This window comes from Aminobacter sp. HY435, assembly GCF_027568395.1.
Taxonomy (GTDB): domain Bacteria; phylum Pseudomonadota; class Alphaproteobacteria; order Rhizobiales; family Rhizobiaceae; genus Aminobacter.
This window is the reverse complement of sequence record NZ_JANKZL010000006.1, coordinates 351,583-369,793: the sequence shown is the minus strand read 5'-3', so window position 1 is coordinate 369,793 and position 18,211 is coordinate 351,583. Positions and strand designations below refer to the sequence as shown.

Below are 18,211 nucleotides of genomic sequence, written 5' to 3'. Positions count from 1 at the left end.
TATCATGCAAGGTATTCTCTACGAGGAACCCTCGATCTGGCAGTTCTTTTTCGTCACCTGCCTTTTGGGCGGGTGGGCGGCGTGGATGACCGGCCGCGCCTGCGCCCAGACCTGGCGCAGCTATCCGCAGCTGCTGATCTACATTCTCGGGCTTGGGCTCGGCGTGCGGTTCATCCATCACGCCCTGTTCAACGGCACGATGTTCTCGCTGCAATACTACGTGGTGGATACTATCGTGCTGCTGGTGTTGGCGACGCTTGGCTACAAATACACGCGCACCAACCAGATGGTGAAGCAATACCACTGGCTCTATGAAAAGGCGTCGCCTCTTTCTTGGCGCGCGAAGACTTAAGGGGTTCTACGACGCCGATTCGCCAATGAATCGGCGTGACAACTGCCGGAAAATCGGCAAACTCGCCTTTCTGCGATATGGGTGGGCATCGCATGAAAGAAACTCCACGCCCACTCAATTAATGGGAGTGTGTCAATGAAGAAGTCACTTTTGTCGGCGGTTGCGCTGACGGCGCTCGTCGCTTTCAGCGGCAGCGCATGGGCCGAGATCATCGTCGGCGTGGCCGGCCCGATCACCGGTCCTAACGCTGCCTTCGGAGCGCAGCTCCAGAAGGGCGCGGAGCAGGCCGTTGCAGACATCAACGCAGCTGGCGGCATCAACGGCGAGCAGATCAAGCTCGTGGTCGGCGACGACGTCTCCGATCCGAAGCAGGGCATTTCGGTCGCCAACAAGTTCGTCGCCGACGGCGTCAAGTTCGTTGTCGGTCACTTCAACTCGGGCGTCTCGATCCCGGCCTCGGAAGTTTACGCCGAGAACGGCATCCTCGAAGTCACCCCGGCTGCGACGAACCCGCAGTTCACCGAACGCGGCCTGTGGAACACCTTCCGCACCTGCGGCCGCGACGACCAGCAGGGCGCCATCGCCGGCGCATATCTCGCCGAGAAGTTCAAGGACGGCAAGATCGCGGTCATCCACGACAAGACGCCTTACGGCCAGGGCCTCGCCGACGAAACCAAGAAGGCGATGAACACAGCCGGCCTGACGGAAGTCATGTACGAAGGCGTCAACATCGGCGACAAGGACTTCTCGGCGCTGATCGGCAAGATGAAGGAAGCCGGCGTCACGATCATCTACTGGGGCGGTCTGCACACCGAAGCCGGCCTGATCATCCGTCAGGCAGCTGACCAGGGCCTGAAGGCAACCCTCGTCTCGGGCGATGGCATCGTGTCGAACGAACTGGCCTCGATCGCCGGCGACGCGGTTGCCGGTACGCTCAACACCTTCGGTCCCGATCCGACGCTGAACCCGGAAAACAACGCGCTGGTCGAGAAGTTCCGCGCTGCCGGCTTCAACCCTGAAGCCTACACGCTGTACTCCTATGCAGCCATGCAGGTGATCGCCGACGCCGCCAAGAAGGCCGGCTCGACCGATCCGCAGGAAGTGGCGAAGGCCATGAAGGCCAACACCTTCCCGACCGTGCTCGGCGAGATGGGCTTCGACGAAAAGGGCGACCCGAAGCTGCCAGGCTACATCATGTATGAATGGGTCAAGGGCGACGACGGCAAGTACACCTACAAGCCGCAGAAGTAAGCTCTCGACGTCGTTTTACGACAGATGCCCGGCGCTTTGCGCCGGGCATTTTTATTTGCCGGTCCGCAATAAATGACGGCCCTGCCGCTACGGAAATTAAATCGGTTTAAAGACTTCTGATTTGGGTTGCACTGCAGCATTTTCCCGCTAATCATTCGCCGCTTCTCAATTTCCGGTGTTTGGAGTGTTTACGTGCCGATCAGCAAGATCCTCGTCGCCAACCGATCTGAAATCGCCATCCGCGTCTTCCGCGCGGCGAACGAGCTGGGGCTCAAAACGGTGGCGATATGGGCTGAAGAGGACAAATACTCGCTGCACCGCTTCAAGGCCGACGAGAGCTATCAGGTCGGCCGCGGCCCCTGGCTCGCCAAGGACATGGGGCCGATAGAAAGCTACCTGTCGATCGACGAGATCATGCGCGTCGCCAGGCTGTCCGGCGCCGACGCCATCCACCCGGGTTATGGCCTTTTGTCCGAGAGCCCGGAATTCGCCGAGGCCTGCGCCGCAAATGGCATCACCTTCATCGGGCCGAAGGCCGAGACAATGCGCCGCCTCGGCAACAAGGTCGCCGCGCGCAATCTGGCCATCGAGGTCGGCGTGCCGGTCATCCCCGCCACGGACCCGCTGCCTGACGACATGGAGGAGGTGAAGAGGCTCGCCGCCCAGGTCGGCTACCCTGTCATGCTCAAGGCGTCGTGGGGCGGCGGTGGGCGCGGCATGCGGGCCATCCGCAGCGAGGCCGACCTCGCCCGCGAGGTGACCGAGGGCAAGCGCGAGGCCAAGGCGGCGTTCGGCAAGGACGAGGTCTATCTCGAAAAGCTGATCGAGCGCGCCCGCCATGTCGAAGTCCAGATCCTCGGCGACACGCACGGCAATGCGGTGCACCTGTTCGAACGCGACTGCTCGATCCAGCGCCGCAACCAGAAGGTCGTCGAGCGCGCGCCGGCGCCTTATCTGAGCGAAGAGCTGCGCCAGGAGCTGTGCGGCCATGCGCTCAAGCTGGCCCGCGACACCGCCTATGTCGGCGCGGGAACCGTCGAGTTCCTGCAGGACGCGGATACCGGCAAGTTTTACTTCATCGAGGTCAATCCGCGCATTCAGGTCGAGCACACCGTCACCGAACAGGTGACAGGCATCGACATCGTCAAGGCGCAGATCCACATTCTCGACGGCTTCGCCATCGGCACGGCGGAATCGGGCGTGCCAGCGCAGGCCGATATCCGCCTCAACGGCCACGCCCTGCAGTGCCGCATCACGACGGAAGATCCCGAGCAGAACTTCATCCCCGATTACGGCCGGATCACTGCCTATCGCGGCGCGACGGGCTTCGGCATCCGTCTCGACGGCGGCACCGCCTATTCGGGCGCGGTGATCACCCGCTTCTACGATCCGCTGCTGGAAAAGGTGACCGCCTGGGCGCCGTCGCCCGACGAAGCGATCGCGCGCATGCACCGGGCGCTGCGCGAGTTCCGCATCCGTGGCGTGGCGACCAACCTGACCTTCCTCGAAGCGATCATCACGCACCCGTCCTTCCACGACAATTCCTACACCACCAAGTTCATCGACTCGACACCGGAGCTGTTCGCCCAGGTCAAGCGCCAGGACCGCGCCACCAAGCTGCTCAACTACCTGGCCGACGTGACTGTCAACGGCCATCCCGAGACGCGCGGCCGCGCGGCGCCCAATCCGGATGCGGCAGCACCGGTCGTGCCCTGGTTCACCGGGCCTGTTCCCGATGGCACCAGGCAGAAGCTGGACCAGCTCGGGCCGGAAAAGTTCGCCGCCTGGATGCGCGCGCAGAAGCCGGTGCTGATCACCGACACGACGATGCGCGACGGACACCAGTCGCTTCTTGCCACGCGCGTGCGCACCCATGACATCGCCAAGATCGCCGGTACCTATGCCCGCGCGCTGCCGCAACTGCTGTCGCTTGAATGCTGGGGTGGAGCCACCTTCGATGTCGCGATGCGCTTCCTGACCGAAGACCCGTGGGAGCGGCTCGACAAGGTGCGCCAGGCGGCTCCCAACATCCTGTTGCAGATGCTTTTGCGCGGCGCCAACGGCGTGGGCTACACCAACTATCCCGACAATGTCGTGCAGCATTTCGTGCGCCAGGCTGCGGCCGGCGGCGTCGACCTGTTCCGCGTCTTCGACTGCCTGAACTGGGTCGAGAACATGCGCGTGTCGATGGATGCGGTCGGCGCCGAGGGCAAGTTGTGCGAAGCCGCGATGTGCTACACCGGCGATCTGCTCGACCCTGACCGCGCCAAGTACGATCTCAAATATTACGCCGGGCTCGCCAAGGAGCTCGAGGCTGCCGGCGCGCACATCATCGCCGTCAAGGATATGGCCGGCCTGCTCAAGCCTGCCGCAGCGCGGGCACTGTTCAAGGCGCTGCGCGAGGCGACCGACCTGCCGATCCATTTCCACACCCACGACACATCGGGCCTGTCGGCGGCGACGGTGCTGGCGGCGGTCGAAAGCGGCGTCGACGCCGTCGATGCGGCGATGGACGCCTTTTCCGGCAATACGTCGCAGCCTTGCCTGGGCTCGATCGTCGAGGCGCTGCGCGGCTCGGATCGCGCGCCGGCGCTCGACCCGCACTGGATCCGCCGGATCTCGTTCTACTGGGAAGCTGTGCGCAACCAGTATGCCGCCTTCGAAAGCGACCTGAAGGGACCGGCCTCGGAAGTCTATCTGCACGAGATGCCGGGCGGACAGTTCACCAACCTCAAGGAGCAGGCGCGCTCGCTCGGCCTCGAAACCCGGTGGCACGAGGTGGCGCAGGCCTATCACGACGTCAACCTGATGTTCGGCGACATCGTCAAGGTGACGCCGTCGTCCAAGGTCGTCGGCGACATGGCGCTGATGATGGTGAGCCAGGACCTCAGTGTCGCCGACGTCGAGAACCCGGCCAAGGACATCGCCTTCCCGGACTCGGTCGTGTCGATGCTGCGCGGCGACCTCGGCCAGTCGCCGGGTGGCTGGCCGGCGGCGCTGCAGAAGAAAGTGCTGAAGGGCGAGAAGCCGATCACCGTCCGCCCCGGTTCGCTGCTCAAGCCCGCCGACCTCAAGGCCAGCCGCAAGGACATCGAGGGCAAGCTCGGCCGCAAGATGAGCGAAAACGAGTTCGCCTCGTGGCTGATGTATCCCAGGGTCTTCACCGACTTTGTCGGCGCGCAGGAGAACTACGGCCCGGTCAGCGTGTTGCCGACGCCGACCTATTTCTACGGCATGAAGCCCGAGGATGAGGTTTTCGTCGACATCGAAAAGGGCAAGACGCTGGTCATCCGCTGCCTGGCCGTCGGCGATGTCGACGAAAAAGGCATGGTAACGGTGTTCTTCGAACTCAACGGCCAGCCGCGCCGCGTCAAGGTGCCTGATCGGGCGCATGGCGCATTGGCTTCCAAAGTCCGGCGCAAGGCAGAGGCGGGCAATGACACCCATGTCGGCGCGCCGATGCCGGGGGTGGTCTCGACGCTCGCGGTTGCGGCCGGCCAGCCGGTCAAGGCCGGCGACGTGCTGCTGTCGATCGAGGCGATGAAGATGGAAACGGCATTGCACGCCGAGCGCGACGGCACCATCGCCGAGGTGCTGGTGCGTGCCGGCGACCAGATCGACGCCAAGGATCTGCTCGTCGTCTACGGCTGATTGCAGATGTGCCGCGCGTCATAACGTGCGGCGCGCCAGCCTTAGCGCATTTTCGCTTTTCTTCGGATCGCGAAAACGCTCTATCTCCTTGTTTTGACGCAATTCCGAACGGAAAACCGCGTCACACTTTTCCTGGGATTGCTCTAGAACAGCCCCTGGCCGCTCGAGGCTTCCTCGGCCACGCTGCGGCGGATCAGGCTCTTGTACATGAAGCCGCGCTGGCCGTTGTAGACGACTGTGCACCAGTTGCAGTCGGTTTCGGCCTCGATTGCGGCATTCGCCGGCACGACAAGAATGACATTCGACTCGTCAGCGGGACCATCGCGCAGATTGGCGTATTTGGCCGCCTTGGCAGGACGAAGAGCGGGCAGCGGGCCGTTCAGTGCCGCAGCTTCGCCGCTCGCCAATGGGTCGATCATGCCGGTCGACGCCTCAAGCATCGCCACCTCGGCCTCGCTCTCCGCCACCTGGACGTCGATCGAGCCGCGCAACCCCTCGGCAATCCCGGCAACTGTCGAGGGGATGGCTGGCTGGACAAAGGTCCCCAGGCCTGAGCCTGGGCCGGTGCGCTCGTCTGGCCCGGAAGCCGCCACGTTCTCGAAGCGTGAGGTCGTTACCGGCAGGACCTCTGCTTCACGCATGACGGGCGCGGGCTGGCGCGCCTGCTTGGTGGCGACGGTGTCGCCGGCGCCTGCCGACGCGTCGGCGCTGACCGCGGCAGTGGTGTCGACTGTTGCGTGCTGCACAGGCACGGCCGCAGTCTGCGTCGGGTCGGTTGGGGCAGTTGCCGGCCAGAGTGACCCGGCAGCGACGATGGCCACGGCGGCAATGCAGCCAGCAGCGATGACCGCTGTGCGAGAGGCCAGGAAACGGGACGGCGACAGGCTGCTGAGCTGACCGTGCAGCGCAAGCGTGCCGCCAGTCGCGACAGCAGGGAACGCGGGGGTATTCATGGTACAAAACTCCACAACGATGCGATCCGGCTGCCAGCCGGCATCGACCCCCAACCCAAGACATGCTGCAAATGCGTGCGAGCGGAAGTGTTGCCTGTTCCGCCGCGGTTCCTCGGAATTCGCCTACATCGGCTATTGGACGGAATTCGGGCAGAAATTAACCTTGGTTAACCGTTGGCCCAATCGATGTGCCCAGCTTCGGGTTGACGTCAATTTCAATCGATTTAAAGTTGTGTCGATCAGGCCATTCATCGACCGCCTTGGGCAACGGCGTGCCAGCCGTTTGAATCTGAAGTATGTGCGGCGGCCTGAAATCGATTTCGGCGGCAGCGCCGCTATGCTAGGAGCCGCAACCTATGAACGCCATCAACGCCTCCGACATCGCCAGGCGCGGCCGCTGGGCAGTCGCCGCCGCTTTCTTCATCAACGGCTTCGTCACCGGCAGCTGGGCGACGCAGATCCCGTTGCTGCTCGGCCGCCTCGGGATCAGCGAGTTCATCCTCGGCATGCTGATCCTGGTGTTCGGCCTCGGTGCGCTGACCGCCATGCCGGTTTCGGGCTACCTGATGACCAAGCGTGGTTCACGACCGGTGGTGGTCGGTTTTGCCTGGGTCGTGGTGTTCGCGCTGCTGCTGGTGGCGCTTGCGCCCAATGTCTGGCTGGCGGCGATCACCATGTTCATCTTCGGCGGCTCGATTGGCGCCATGGACGTGGCGATGAACGCCAATGCGGTGGCGGTGGAAAAGAAGCTCGGCCGCGCCATCATGTCGTCTTCGCACGGCTTCTGGAGCCTTGGCGGCTTCGCTGGCGGCGCGATCGGCGGCATTCTGATCCAGAGTTTCGGCTATCTGGCGCATGCCGGTTTCGTTACCATCGCTGCCGCTGCGATGTCGGCATTCGCGCTGCGCCACCTCGTCGGCGAAGACAAGCCGGTGGCGCTTGAGCATCGTCATTTCCGCCTGCCGCGCCTGCCCACCATCTATCTGGTCGGGATCATGGCGCTGTTTTCGATGGTGCCCGAAGGGGCCGTTCTCGACTGGGGCGCGCTCTATCTCCAGCAGGAGCTCGGCGCCGACATCGCCACCGCCGGTTTCGCCTTCGCCGCGTTCTCCGGCATCATGGCGTTGATGCGATTCCTTGGCGACGGCGTGCGCAACCGCTTCGGCGCGGTCAACACGCTGCGCGTTTCGGCGCTGCTTGCCGCGGCGGGCATGTTCGCGGCCGGCCTCGCGCCGAGCCCATGGGTCGCCATCGCGGCGTTCGCGATGTGCGGCCTCGGCGTCGCCAACATGGTGCCGATCGCCTTCTCCGCTGCCGGCAACCAGCCCGGCGTGCCGTCGAACATCGGCATGAGCGTGGTCACGACCATGGGCTATTCCGGTATCCTCGTGGCGCCCTCGGCCATCGGCTTCGTCGCCGAGCGCACCGGCTTCGCGCCGATCTTCGTCACGCTTTCGGGGCTGCTTGTCGTCGTCAGCCTGATGGCGGGGCTTGCCCGTCACGCCGACTTCAAGCCGATGTCGCAGGCCGCGCCCGCCGAATAGGATGTACATCCTCTCAAGCGCCGCGACAGCTGCGGAGAGGGCCGCTGCCGGAGGGGCCGTTGCCCCACGAGCGCGAGTGCGGCCACGCGGTATGGCGCCGATCAGGATCAGGATCAGGATGACGAGCAGCAGTGTCGTCAATGTCATGGATCAAGCCCCGGATTCCCTGTTTCCAAAAGCTGAACGCAAAAGGCCGCCCGGCGTTTCGGGCGGCCCTTGATCCGGTTTGCGCGTGCCGGCTATTCGGCGGCCTTGGGGAAGGCCACGTCAGGCGCGTCGTGCTTTGGCGCAGGCGGCATGCCGGTGTCGCGCGAGAAGCGCTCCCGGCCCCACCTGAACATGTTGCCGAACCAGCTGCGCTGACCTGGCTTCCGCTTTTCACGCGTGAACACCATCAGCATCGCCGGCGTCACCACCAGCGTCAGCACGGTGGCAAAGGACAGGCCGAAGACAATCGCCGACGACAAGGCAATCCACCATTGCGTCGACGGCGCATTGATCGTCGTCTCGTGATGGAAGATTTCCAAGCCAAGGCCAAAGGCGATCGGCAGCACGCCGAGGATCGCCGACAGTGCGGTCAGCACCACCGGGCGCGCACGCTCGCGGCAGGTCTGCAGCACCGCGTCGGTCTTGTTCCAGCCTTCCTCGCGCAGCCGGTCGTAGGTGTCGATCAACACGATGTTGTTGTTCACCACCACGCCCGCCAGCGCGATCATGCCGATGCCGGACATGACGATGACGAAGGACTGTCCCGTCAGCAGCATGCCGAGCAGGGCGCCGACGGTCGCCATGACCACGCAGGTCAGCACCAGGATCACGCTGGTGAACTTGTTGAACTGCGCCAGAAGCACGATGAAGATCAGGAAGATCGCCGCGCCGAAGGCATTACCCAGGAAGGCGCTGGCCTCGGCGCTGTCTTCGTTCGAACCGGCCAGCTTCCAGTCGATGCCGGGCTGGGCCATCTCGCTGACGGCCTTGCTGACTTCCGCCTGCACCGCCGCAACCTGGTAGCCGGTCGCGACGTTGCCCTGGATCGTGATCGTGCGCTTGGCGTCGATGCGGTTGAGGATACCGACGGTCAGTTCGGGCTTGCGCGAGACGAAGTTGGAGATCGGCACCGAACCCTGCGGGGTGACGATGCGCAACTGGTCGAGGGCTGCGAGCGTGCGGCGGTCCTCGGGCAAACGCAGGCGGATGTCGACGGCGTCGTCGGCGCCCGCCGGGCGATAGTCGGTCAGCTTGAGACCTGTCGTCACCAGCTGGACGACGGTGCCGACAGCGGTCGGGCTGACCCCGTACTGGGCGGCCTTGGAGCGGTCGACTTCCAGCGCCCAGTCGATGCCGGGCGGCGGCAGGCCATCGGAAATGTCGATGACGCCGGGCACCTTGGCGACCGCAGCGGCGACCTGCTTGGCGTAGTCGTTGAGGCCGGTGGGGTCGACCGCGGACAACTGCACCTGGATCGCCTTGCCGGTCGGCGGGCCTGCGTCGGGCACGCGCACCTCGACGTCGACGCCGGGAATGCCGGCCATCGCGGTGCGCAACTCATCGAGGATGGTGTGCGCCGACTTGCGTTCGCGCCAGTCGACGAACTCGTACTGGATCACGCCGACGACATCTTCGGGGATGTCCTGGCCGCCACGCGTCTTGCCCGAGCGGGTGTAGACGGACTTGATGCCCGGCCAGCCCAGCATGCGGTTTTCGGCCTCGCGCGTGGCTGCGTCCATCTCCTCGAGCGAGAGGTTGCCGCGGGCGTGGACATAGAGCAGGCCGTAGTCGGGCTCGACGGTCGGGAAGAACTCGACGCCGTTGCCAAGCTTCACATAGGCGTAGGTGCCGCCGACGAGCAGCGCGACCGTCAGCACCAGGGCGGTGACCGGGAAGCGCACGGCCTTCTTGACGACGGCCATGTAGGTGCCGTCCTTGTGGTCTTCCTCGGTGTGGGCCGGGGCCTTGGCGAACAGGGCGCCAAGCGTCGGCGCGAAGATCAGCGCATAGGCCATCGACGCCGCCAGCGTCACGATCAGCGTGATCGGCAGATACTTCATGAAGTCGCCGATGATGCCGGGCCAGAACAGCAGCGGCGAAAATGCCGCGATGCGGGTCATGGTGGCGGCGATGACCGGGCCGGCCATGCGCTTGGCCGCCAGCTCGAACGCCTCTTCCTTGGGCATGCCTTCCGACATGCGCCGCTCGGCGAACTCGGTGACGATGATGGCGTCGTCGACGAGCATGCCGACCGCAAGGATCAGCGAGAACAGCACGATCATGTTGATCGTGTAGCCCATCAGCGCCAAGGCCAGGATGCCCATCAGGAACGACGACGGGATGGCCAGGCCGATCAGCAGCGAGGCACGACCCGACAGCGCGTAGAGGATGACGATGAAGACCAGGATGACGGCGATCAGGACGTGGTTCTGCAGGTCGGTCAAAAGCTGGTTGACGAAGACCGACTTGTCCTGCGTGTAGGTGACCTGCATGCCCTCTGGCGCAGTCTTGACGAATGCATCGGCCACGGCCTTCGCGCCGTCGATGGTTTCGACGATGTTGGCGCCGATGCGCTTCTTGACCTCGATCGCGATGGCCGGCTTGCCGTCTAGGCGCGTGATGGTCTCGGCGTCCTTGAACGTCGAGCGCACAGTGGCGAGATCCTGGACGCGGACGACGGCATTGGGCGTTGCCACGACAGGCAGGCGCGCGACATCCTCGGGCGTTTCGATCAGCGCCGGAACCTTGACGGCATACTTGCCCTCGGAGCCTTCGATCGCGCCGGCGGCAACCAGGCTGTTGGACTGGCTGATGCCCTGGATCAGCTGGTCGAGCTGGAGCCCGTAGGACGACAGCTTGACCGGGTCGATGATCGCCTCGACGAGTTCGTCACGCGAGCCCTGCAGCGTGCCTTCCAGCACGCCCGGAACTTCCTCGATCTGGTCGCGCAGTTTCTTGGCGGCGACCGTCAGCGCCCGTTCCGGCACGTCGCCCGACAGGGTGACGACCAGAACCGGGAATTCCGACAGGTTGACTTCGTTGACCGTCGGCTCCTCGACGCCCGCCGGCAGGTCGCGCTTGGCATCCTGCACCTTGTTGCGGGTGTCGATCAGCGCGTCGCTGAGGTCGGTCGACGGATCGAATTCGACGATGACGTTGGCGCCGCCCTGAAAGGCGTTGGAGCGCATCTCCTTGAGCCCCTTCAGGCTCTTGAGCTGCGATTCAACCGGCCTCAGAAGCAGCCGCTCGGCGTCTTCGGGTGAAATGCCCTGATAGATCAGGCTGACATACATGATCGGAATGGCGACGTCCGGCTCTGCCTCCTTGGGCACCGCGCGGTACGAAAGCGCACCGGCGATGACCAGAAACAGCAGGACCGACAGGGTCAGCCGCGCATTGCGGATCGCAAGCTTGACGATGTCCATGGGTTAAAGCGTCCCGGTGGCGTCTTTTGTGAGCTTCTGGATGACGGCTTCGCTGGCGGGCTGGGCGTTGACTTGGTCGCCCTCCTTCACCAGGTCCTGGCCGGCGATGATGATCTTCGCATCGGCGGGAATGCCGCCCAAAACGAGGCCGTCCTGGGTGTCGTCTACGAGGTCGATCGGATAGAAAACCACCTTCGACGAGGCGTCGACAGCGCGGATGCCAAGGTCGCCGTTTTCGCCCAGCGTTACCACGGAACGCGGCAGCATCACGGCGTCGATCGGCTCGGCACGCACGGTGATCTCGGCCGTCATGCCGGCGGGGATGGCGCCATCGCCGTTCGGAATGGCGATCTCGACCGGGAAGGTCCTGGTCTGTGCGGTGGCATCGCGGCTGATGTAGCGTAGCGTGCCCTTGACCACCTTGCCGTCGACCAGCTTGACTTCAGCTTCGTCGCCGATCTTGACGTAGTGCAGGTCGCGCTCGGAAATCTCGCCCTTGCCGAGGATGGGATCGAGGCTGAGGATCGTTGCGACTTCGGCTCCCTGCATGACCGAGCTGCCCATTTCGACGCTGACCTTGTCGACGACGCCGTCAAACGGCGCCTTGACCTGATTGCGCGCAAGCTCTGCCTCAGCGGCTTGCAGCTGGCTCTGGGCCAGCGTGAAGGCCGACCACACCGCATCGGCCTGGAGCTTCGGCGTATTGCCCGACTTGACCAGCTTCTGCGTGGCTTCCCACGAGCCGCGACGCTCGTCGAGGGTAGCTCGAGCGGTCTCAACCGCGGCGGTCTTTTCCTCGGCGTCAAGCATCAGGACGAGATCGCCCTGCTTGATGTGCTGGCCCTGCTTGGCCGGCAGTTCGGCGATGATGCCGGCGGCACGTGTGGCAAGCGTGGCGCGCTTGTCTGCCTCGGTCTGGCCCGAAACACGGATGGCGCGAGCATGTTCGACGCGCGGTGGCGTGACCACCATCACCGTGCGCAACGGCGCCTTCGGCTGCTCGACATTGGCGGGTTTCTCTTCGGGTGAGGTCTGTGCGCTGCCTACCGACGAAAATTTGCCGGTGCCCATCCAGGCCGCAAAAGCGACGAGCACGACCAAGGCTGCAAGCTTATGGAACCTAATCTTCGACATTGTCGTTATCCGTTAAGGACGGTTACGGCTCACCGCCATCTTGCTTGGCGCGTCGTCCCGATATGGTAGCGCGCAATGCCGCATTCAATCCGCCGCGGGGGCAAAGCGGGGGAAGGGCGTCTTCTACTCCAAATGTGCCGCGCGAAACAGTCAGAAAAAGTAATCGGTACATCATCCTGACAAAACTGGCAGGAAGAGTCAGCACGCTGCGGTTGCGCAGCGAAAACCCAGCAAATTCGCGGGCTGGTTGTGACTCAAGCAGCCGCCGGCCTGGTCCGACTGGCGAGAAACTCCCGAACGCGGCGTCCGGCCGAGGGCTGTCGCATCGGCTTCATGCCATCGTCGAATTGCCCGGACAGGTCGAGTGTGGCGCTCTCGCCAACCGAATCAAAGTTGTCTTCCAGCCAGTCGCTGGCTGCGGTGCGGCCGAGGTCGCGCAAGTATTCGAGGAAGGCCCATTCGGCGTTGATCTTGGAGGACGGAACGAGATCCTCGAATGCTTCGTCGGCATCGATCCGGTGCATGCGCATGTCGCGGAACTCGCCTTGCGGAAGCCGACCTCCGTGCGAGCCTCCGCCCTGCAGCGCGATATTGATCGGTTTCGTCTCCTCCGCCGTGCCGTTTCCAGTCATGGCGTTCATGTCTGCTCCTTTTGAGGGTAGGGGCTATTGCGCGGTCCAGCCGCCATCGACCGAGATGTGGGTGCCGTTGATCTGGGCTGCGGCGTCAGAAGCGAGAAACACAGCGGTCGCCGCGATCTGCTCGACGGTGACGAATTCCTTGGTCGGCTGGCGGTCGAGCATGACCTCGCGCACGACAGTGTCGCGGTCCATGTTGTGCGCCTTCATCTGGTCGGGGATCTGGGCCTCGACCAGCGGCGTCAGCACGTAGCCGGGGCATATGGCATTGCAGGTGATGTTCTGCTGCGCCACTTCCAGCGCCACCGTCTTGGTCAGCCCCATGATGCCGTGCTTGGCCGACACATAAGCCGATTTGTAGGCCGAGGCGACGAGGCCGTGGGCAGAGGCGATGTTGATGATCCGCCCGCCGCCGGCCTGCTTCATCAGCGGCAGGGCGGCCGCGATGGTGTGGAACGCCGAGGTCAGGTTGATAGCGATGATCGCATCCCACTTGTCGGTCGGAAACGCGTCGACGGGGGCGACATGCTGGATGCCGGCATTGTTGACGAGGATATCGACGGACCCGAAGCGCTTGGCCGCCTCGGCCACCAGCGTGCGGCATTCCGCGCCCTTCGACATGTCGGCCTTGAGGTAGACGGCCTCGGTCTTGTGCGCGGTGGCAAGCCTTTCGGCGATGGCGTGGTCGGCCGGCGTGTCCGAAAAGGAGTTGAGAACGACGTTGCAGCCTTCCCTGGCGAAGGCTTCGGCAATTGCCAGCCCGATGCCCGAGGTCGAGCCGGTGACAATTGCGGTCTTGCGAGTGCTCATTTCGAAAAGTCCTTGGCAGTGGTCACGGGGAAACGTTCATGTTGCCATGCAGCATATTTGCGCAAGGCGGCGCAATAGAAGCGTGCGCCCGACAATTTTTACGAAACCGCGACTTACCAATCGTCGTAGGCGGGACACTCGGAGTCCGGGACCTGCGAAAGCAGGAAGCGCTTGTCGTCGGTTCCTGATGTCAGTTCGAAGGCGTTGTCCTCGTCCTCGCCGCAATCGGCCGTCATGCGCAGGCGGCCGATCGCCTCGAGATCGACCAGGATCTTGCCGGCGTCATTGCGCTTGACCTTGACGCCGCCGCCGTCGCAATCGACGCCGCAGAAGATGGCCTTGCCGTCGGCGGTCGGGCTGCACTCGCCCATGGCGGAAAGCGGCTTGGCCTGCTTTGTGTCGCGCAACTTCGCCAGCAGCTGGAAATAGTAATTGCGCTGGCCTTTTGGTGCGAACTCGTCGGGATCATGGATGTAGTAGGCGATGCGGAACTGCATTTCCGTCACCGCCTGCTTCGGATGGCCCTTGAGGTGGGCCTGATCGTAGACGCGCCGGAAGCAGGCGCGGGCACCTGCCTGGGGCGAAACAAAACTGGCCAGCTCGCCTTCCTTCCCCGGCTCGATGGCCTGCGCGGCAACGTCGCAGGCGGAGAAAAGGCACAGGACCAGTGCAAGCGACTGCGAGGCAAGGCGAGGCATCGGCAGCATCCCCCATGGATCGAACCATCATAGCGCAATCCCCGGCGCTGTTAAGCCAAGGCGCTGACAGGTGGAGCTTCGATTGACAAGCCGCCCGGCCTCGGACACTTCTTGCCGCATGTCCGACATCAGCTATCACGATCCGCGCCTGGCAGCCGTCTACGACGCGCTGAATCCGTTGGGCGACGACTCGGCCTTCTATCTCGAAATGGCTGGCGCCGAGCCAAGAACCATCCTCGACATGGGCTGCGGAACCGGTCTGTTGACGACGGCCCTTGCCGCGCGCGGCCATCTGGTGACCGGCGCCGACCCGGCCGCGGCGATGCTCGACATCGCAAGGCAGCGCCCGCATGGCGACAGGGTGAAGTGGATCGAAAGCGATGCCGCGCGACTTGATCTTGAGGCGCGCTTCGATCTGATCGTCATGACCGGTCATGTCTTCCAGGTGTTTCTCAGCGACGAGGCGATATCCGCGGCGCTCGGCAATCTTCGCCGGCATCTCGCGCCCGATGGCCGCCTCATTTTCGAAACCCGCAATCCGGCGCGTCGGCAGTGGCTGCAATGGACGCCTGAGGCGACGCGGCGGCGGCTCGACATCGCGGGCGTCGGATCTGTCGATGTTCACTACGAGGTCACGGCTATGGATGGCCAGATGGTCAGCTACGCCAGCCATTTCCGCTTCGGAAACGGCGATGCCGTGATCGCGCCCAGCACGCTGCGGTTCGTCGAGCCGGCGCAACTGGCCACGGCGCTTGCCGGCGCAGGCTTCGGCGAAGTCGCATGGTACGGCGACTGGGACCGGTCGCCACTGCTTGCCATGAGCGCTGAAATCATCGTGGTCGCCAGCCAGCCCAGCTTCGCCCTTGGCGGGCGCGGCGACCTGCGATATTGACATCGCGCCCAGCACGCGCCACCTCAGACGCTGATACCTCGAGCTTACAAAGGCCGTCCATGTCCGGCTATTTTTCCTCTCCATTCCCGCGCCGCACCTCGGTGGGCGTCGACGTCGGCGGCGTGATCGTCGGCGGAACCGCCCCTGTCGTCGTCCAGTCGATGACCAACACCGACACGGCCGACATCGACAAGACAGTCGCCCAGGTGGCTGCATTGCATCGCGCCGGCTCGGAGATCGTGCGCATCACCGTCGACCGCGACGAGAGTGCTGCCGCCGTGCCGCACATCCGCGACCGGCTTGCCCGCGTCGGCATCGATGTGCCGCTGGTCGGCGACTTCCACTATATCGGCCACAAGCTGCTGGCCGATCACCCGGCCTGCGCCGAGGCCTTGGCCAAGTACCGCATCAATCCGGGCAATGTCGGCTTCAAGGACAAGAAGGACAAGCAGTTCGCCGACATCGTCGAAATGGCGATCCGCCACGACAAGCCGGTGCGCATCGGCGTCAACTGGGGCTCGCTCGACCAGGACCTGCTGACCCGTCTCATGGACGAGAACCAGGCGAACGGCTCGCCGCTCACCGCCAACCAGGTGATGCGCGAGGCGATCGTGCAGTCGGCGCTGATCTCTGCCGACCTCGCTGAGGAAATCGGCCTGCCGCGCGACAAGATCATCCTGTCGGCCAAGGTCAGCCAGGTGCAGGACCTGATCGCTGTCTACACCATGCTCGCCGCTCGGTCCGACCATGCGCTGCATCTTGGCCTCACGGAAGCCGGCATGGGCTCCAAGGGTATCGTCGCTTCGTCGGCGGCGATGGGCATCCTGTTGCAGCAGGGCATCGGTGACACCATCCGCATCTCGCTGACACCGGAGCCGAACGGTGACCGCACCCGCGAGGTGCAGGTGTCGCAGGAGCTGTTGCAGACGATGGGCTTCCGCCAGTTCGTGCCGATTGTAGCCGCCTGCCCGGGCTGTGGCCGCACGACGTCGACCGTGTTCCAGGAACTGGCCCAGACCATCCAGGAAGACCTGCGCAAGAACATGCCGGTATGGCGCGAGAAGTACCCGGGCGTCGAGGAACTGAAAGTCGCCGTCATGGGCTGCATCGTCAACGGCCCCGGCGAATCCAAGCATGCCGACATCGGCATCTCCTTGCCCGGCACCGGCGAAACGCCGTCCGCGCCGGTCTTCATCGACGGCAAGAAGGCCGCCACCTTGCGTGGTCCCGCCATCGCCGCCGACTTCGAGAAGATGGTCGCCGACTACATCGAGCAGCGCTTCGGGCGCGGCGGCAGAGCGGCGGCCGAATAGGGATGGCGGTCACGGCGAGGGTTGCACTGGCATTCCTCGTCGCCCTGACCATGTGCGCCGAGGCGCTGGCCGACCCGCCACGCTCGCGCAAGAAGGATCACGTCGCTCGCGTCTGCGATCTGATCGACACTCATGCCAGGCGGCATGGGCTGCCCAGCGAGTTCTTCGCCCGCCTGATCTGGAAGGAAAGCCGTTTCGACCCCAATGCGGTCAGTCCGGCGGGGGCGGAAGGCATCGCCCAGTTCATGCCCGGGACGGCACGCATGCGCGGCCTTGCCGACCCGTTCGACATGGAGCAGGCGATTCCGGCCTCGGCGCGCTATCTCGGCGAACTGAAGACCGGTTTCGGCAATCTCGGGCTGGCGGCCGCGGCCTACAATGCCGGCGAGAACCGGGTGACGCGCTGGTTGTCCTCGGGAGGGTTCCTGCCGCTCGAGACCGAAGACTACGTGCTCGACATCATGGGCGAGCCCGCCGACAATTTTTCTGAAAAGACCCATGCCGGCACCAACCGGCCGCTCGATGCCAAGGCGACGTTTCTCGAAGCCTGCCGCAACCTGCCCATCATCATGTCGGCGACGGTTGCGATGGCCACAGTCCACGCCAAGCCGTGGGGCATCCAGGTCGCAGGCAACTTCCGGCGTTCGGCGGCTATCAAGCAATGGCAGCGCATCCAGGGACGCTTTCCGGCGCTTCTGGGCGACCACGATCCGGTGGTCAGTCGGGTGCGCACGCCGATCGGCAGGCGCGGCCTCTATGCGGTGCGTATCGGCGCCGACGACCGCGCCGAAGCGGGCATCATCTGCGGCAAGTTGCGGGGCATCGGCGGTTCCTGCATCGTCGTCAGGAACCGCTGACGACTGATCGTTCAGGCGGCGGCGGTGGCCGTAGATAACGACGGGTCGCCACCGAGCAGACGATGGATGGCGGCTGTGTCGTCGCTCTGACGGAGGCGTGCCACCAGCTCTGCGTCGCGCAGCAGGCGGGCGATCCTGGCAAGCAGGTTGAGATACTCTTTGGGCGATGTCTCCGGCAGCAGCAGCAGAACCACGATGTCGACGTTCTGGTCGTCGACCGCTTCGAATGGGCAGGGCCTGGCGAGACGGACAAAAGCGGCGAACGGCTTCGCCAGGCCGCGCACCTTGGCGTGCGGAATGGCGATGCCGTCTCCGAGCCCTGTGGAGCCGAGCCGTTCCCGCGCGGCCAGCGCTGCGGTGATGTCGGAAGCGCTGGCATCGCTGCGCTGGGCGGCGTGACGGGCAAGCTCCTTGAGCAACCGCGTCTTGCTGTCGACCTCAAGCCCGAGGATGACGTCCTCGGGCTGTATGACGTCATGGAAGTTCATTGGTCGGCGCGCCGTCAGGTCGCGAGCATGCTGGCAAGCGCCAGTCCGCCGAGCACGACGGCCGTGACAAAAAACAGGCGCGTGAACATGAACGGGTCGGTCTGGCCCCTGACCGGGCGCTGATCGTTGGCGGGCTGCCTGACGTCGGGGATTTCCGAATGGACGAACCTGTCCGGGATATGGGTGCGAAGCATGGAGATCTTCCTTTTGTTTCGCG

At 64.4% G+C, this 18,211-nt stretch carries 14 protein-coding genes and 1 pseudogene; 7 read left to right on the top strand and 8 right to left on the bottom strand.

What is annotated here, in order from left to right:
* Positions 1 to 4: 4 nt before the first annotated feature.
* The 3 genes from PCJ21_RS11150 (at position 5) to pyc (ending at position 5,254) form a co-directional block, all read left to right on the top strand.
* Positions 5 to 352 carry a DUF6867 family protein gene (locus PCJ21_RS11150; protein WP_269931465.1) on the top strand — a complete coding sequence of 116 codons (348 nt, stop codon included), beginning with the start codon at positions 5 to 7 and terminating at the stop codon, positions 350 to 352.
* 135 nt (positions 353 to 487) lie between these two features.
* The gene (locus PCJ21_RS11145) at positions 488 to 1,603 is read left to right on the top strand and encodes a branched-chain amino acid ABC transporter substrate-binding protein (protein WP_269931464.1); all 1,116 of its coding nucleotides are present in this window, start codon (positions 488 to 490) and stop codon (positions 1,601 to 1,603) included.
* A gap of 192 nt (positions 1,604 to 1,795) precedes the next feature.
* The gene (gene pyc, locus PCJ21_RS11140) at positions 1,796 to 5,254 is read left to right on the top strand and encodes a pyruvate carboxylase (protein WP_269931463.1); all 3,459 of its coding nucleotides are present in this window, start codon (positions 1,796 to 1,798) and stop codon (positions 5,252 to 5,254) included.
* Between the two features lie 143 nt (positions 5,255 to 5,397).
* Here the strand turns inward: pyc and PCJ21_RS11135 are convergent, their stop codons facing one another.
* The gene (locus tag PCJ21_RS11135) at positions 5,398 to 6,207 is read right to left on the bottom strand and encodes an SH3 domain-containing protein (protein WP_269931462.1); all 810 of its coding nucleotides are present in this window, start codon (positions 6,205 to 6,207) and stop codon (positions 5,398 to 5,400) included.
* A gap of 356 nt (positions 6,208 to 6,563) precedes the next feature.
* Here PCJ21_RS11135 and PCJ21_RS11130 point away from each other — a divergent pair, with 356 nt between their 5' ends.
* Positions 6,564 to 7,751 (top strand): MFS transporter, encoded by a 1,188-nt coding sequence (locus PCJ21_RS11130; protein ID WP_269931461.1) that lies wholly within the window; start codon positions 6,564 to 6,566, stop codon positions 7,749 to 7,751.
* A gap of 239 nt (positions 7,752 to 7,990) precedes the next feature.
* Here PCJ21_RS11130 and PCJ21_RS11125 read toward each other — a convergent pair whose 3' ends face one another.
* From PCJ21_RS11125 to PCJ21_RS11105, 5 genes and pseudogenes are all read right to left on the bottom strand, one after another.
* On the bottom strand, positions 7,991 to 11,164 hold the full coding sequence (locus PCJ21_RS11125; RefSeq protein ID WP_269931460.1) for an efflux RND transporter permease subunit: 3,174 nt from the start codon (positions 11,162 to 11,164) through the stop codon (positions 7,991 to 7,993).
* A 3-nt stretch (positions 11,165 to 11,167) separates the two neighbouring features.
* Entirely contained in the window at positions 11,168 to 12,298 is a 1,131-nt protein-coding gene (locus PCJ21_RS11120; protein WP_269931459.1) for an efflux RND transporter periplasmic adaptor subunit, read from the bottom strand.
* Between the two features lie 254 nt (positions 12,299 to 12,552).
* Positions 12,553 to 12,858 (bottom strand): annotated as a pseudogene (locus PCJ21_RS11115) (patatin-like phospholipase family protein); the annotation flags it as partial.
* A gap of 105 nt (positions 12,859 to 12,963) precedes the next feature.
* Positions 12,964 to 13,746 (bottom strand): 3-hydroxybutyrate dehydrogenase, encoded by a 783-nt coding sequence (locus PCJ21_RS11110; protein ID WP_269931458.1) that lies wholly within the window; start codon positions 13,744 to 13,746, stop codon positions 12,964 to 12,966.
* Between the two features lie 113 nt (positions 13,747 to 13,859).
* Complete coding sequence (locus PCJ21_RS11105; protein ID WP_269931457.1) at positions 13,860 to 14,444, bottom strand: hypothetical protein; 585 nt, start codon at positions 14,442 to 14,444, stop codon at positions 13,860 to 13,862.
* Positions 14,445 to 14,562: 118 nt separating this feature from the next.
* Here PCJ21_RS11105 and PCJ21_RS11100 point away from each other — a divergent pair, with 118 nt between their 5' ends.
* From PCJ21_RS11100 to PCJ21_RS11090, 3 genes are read left to right on the top strand one after another with little or no spacing between them, the layout of a single operon-like run.
* Positions 14,563 to 15,336: a class I SAM-dependent methyltransferase gene (locus tag PCJ21_RS11100; RefSeq protein ID WP_269931456.1), complete on the top strand. Its 774-nt coding sequence runs from the start codon at positions 14,563 to 14,565 to the stop codon at positions 15,334 to 15,336.
* A gap of 59 nt (positions 15,337 to 15,395) precedes the next feature.
* Positions 15,396 to 16,649, top strand: a complete 1,254-nt coding sequence (gene ispG, locus PCJ21_RS11095) for a flavodoxin-dependent (E)-4-hydroxy-3-methylbut-2-enyl-diphosphate synthase (RefSeq protein WP_269931455.1) — start codon at positions 15,396 to 15,398, stop codon at positions 16,647 to 16,649.
* Positions 16,650 to 16,651: 2 nt separating this feature from the next.
* A complete protein-coding gene (locus tag PCJ21_RS11090; protein WP_442865998.1) occupies positions 16,652 to 17,506 on the top strand; it encodes a transglycosylase SLT domain-containing protein in 855 nt (284 codons plus the stop codon).
* Between the two features lie 11 nt (positions 17,507 to 17,517).
* On the opposite strand, the gene PCJ21_RS11085 is transcribed toward PCJ21_RS11090, so the two are convergent.
* Both PCJ21_RS11085 and PCJ21_RS11080 read right to left on the bottom strand, forming a co-directional pair.
* Positions 17,518 to 17,994: a PTS sugar transporter subunit IIA gene (locus PCJ21_RS11085; protein WP_269931454.1), complete on the bottom strand. Its 477-nt coding sequence runs from the start codon at positions 17,992 to 17,994 to the stop codon at positions 17,518 to 17,520.
* A gap of 14 nt (positions 17,995 to 18,008) precedes the next feature.
* On the bottom strand, positions 18,009 to 18,188 hold the full coding sequence (locus PCJ21_RS11080) for a hypothetical protein (protein WP_269931453.1): 180 nt from the start codon (positions 18,186 to 18,188) through the stop codon (positions 18,009 to 18,011).
* Positions 18,189 to 18,211 lie beyond the last annotated feature (23 nt).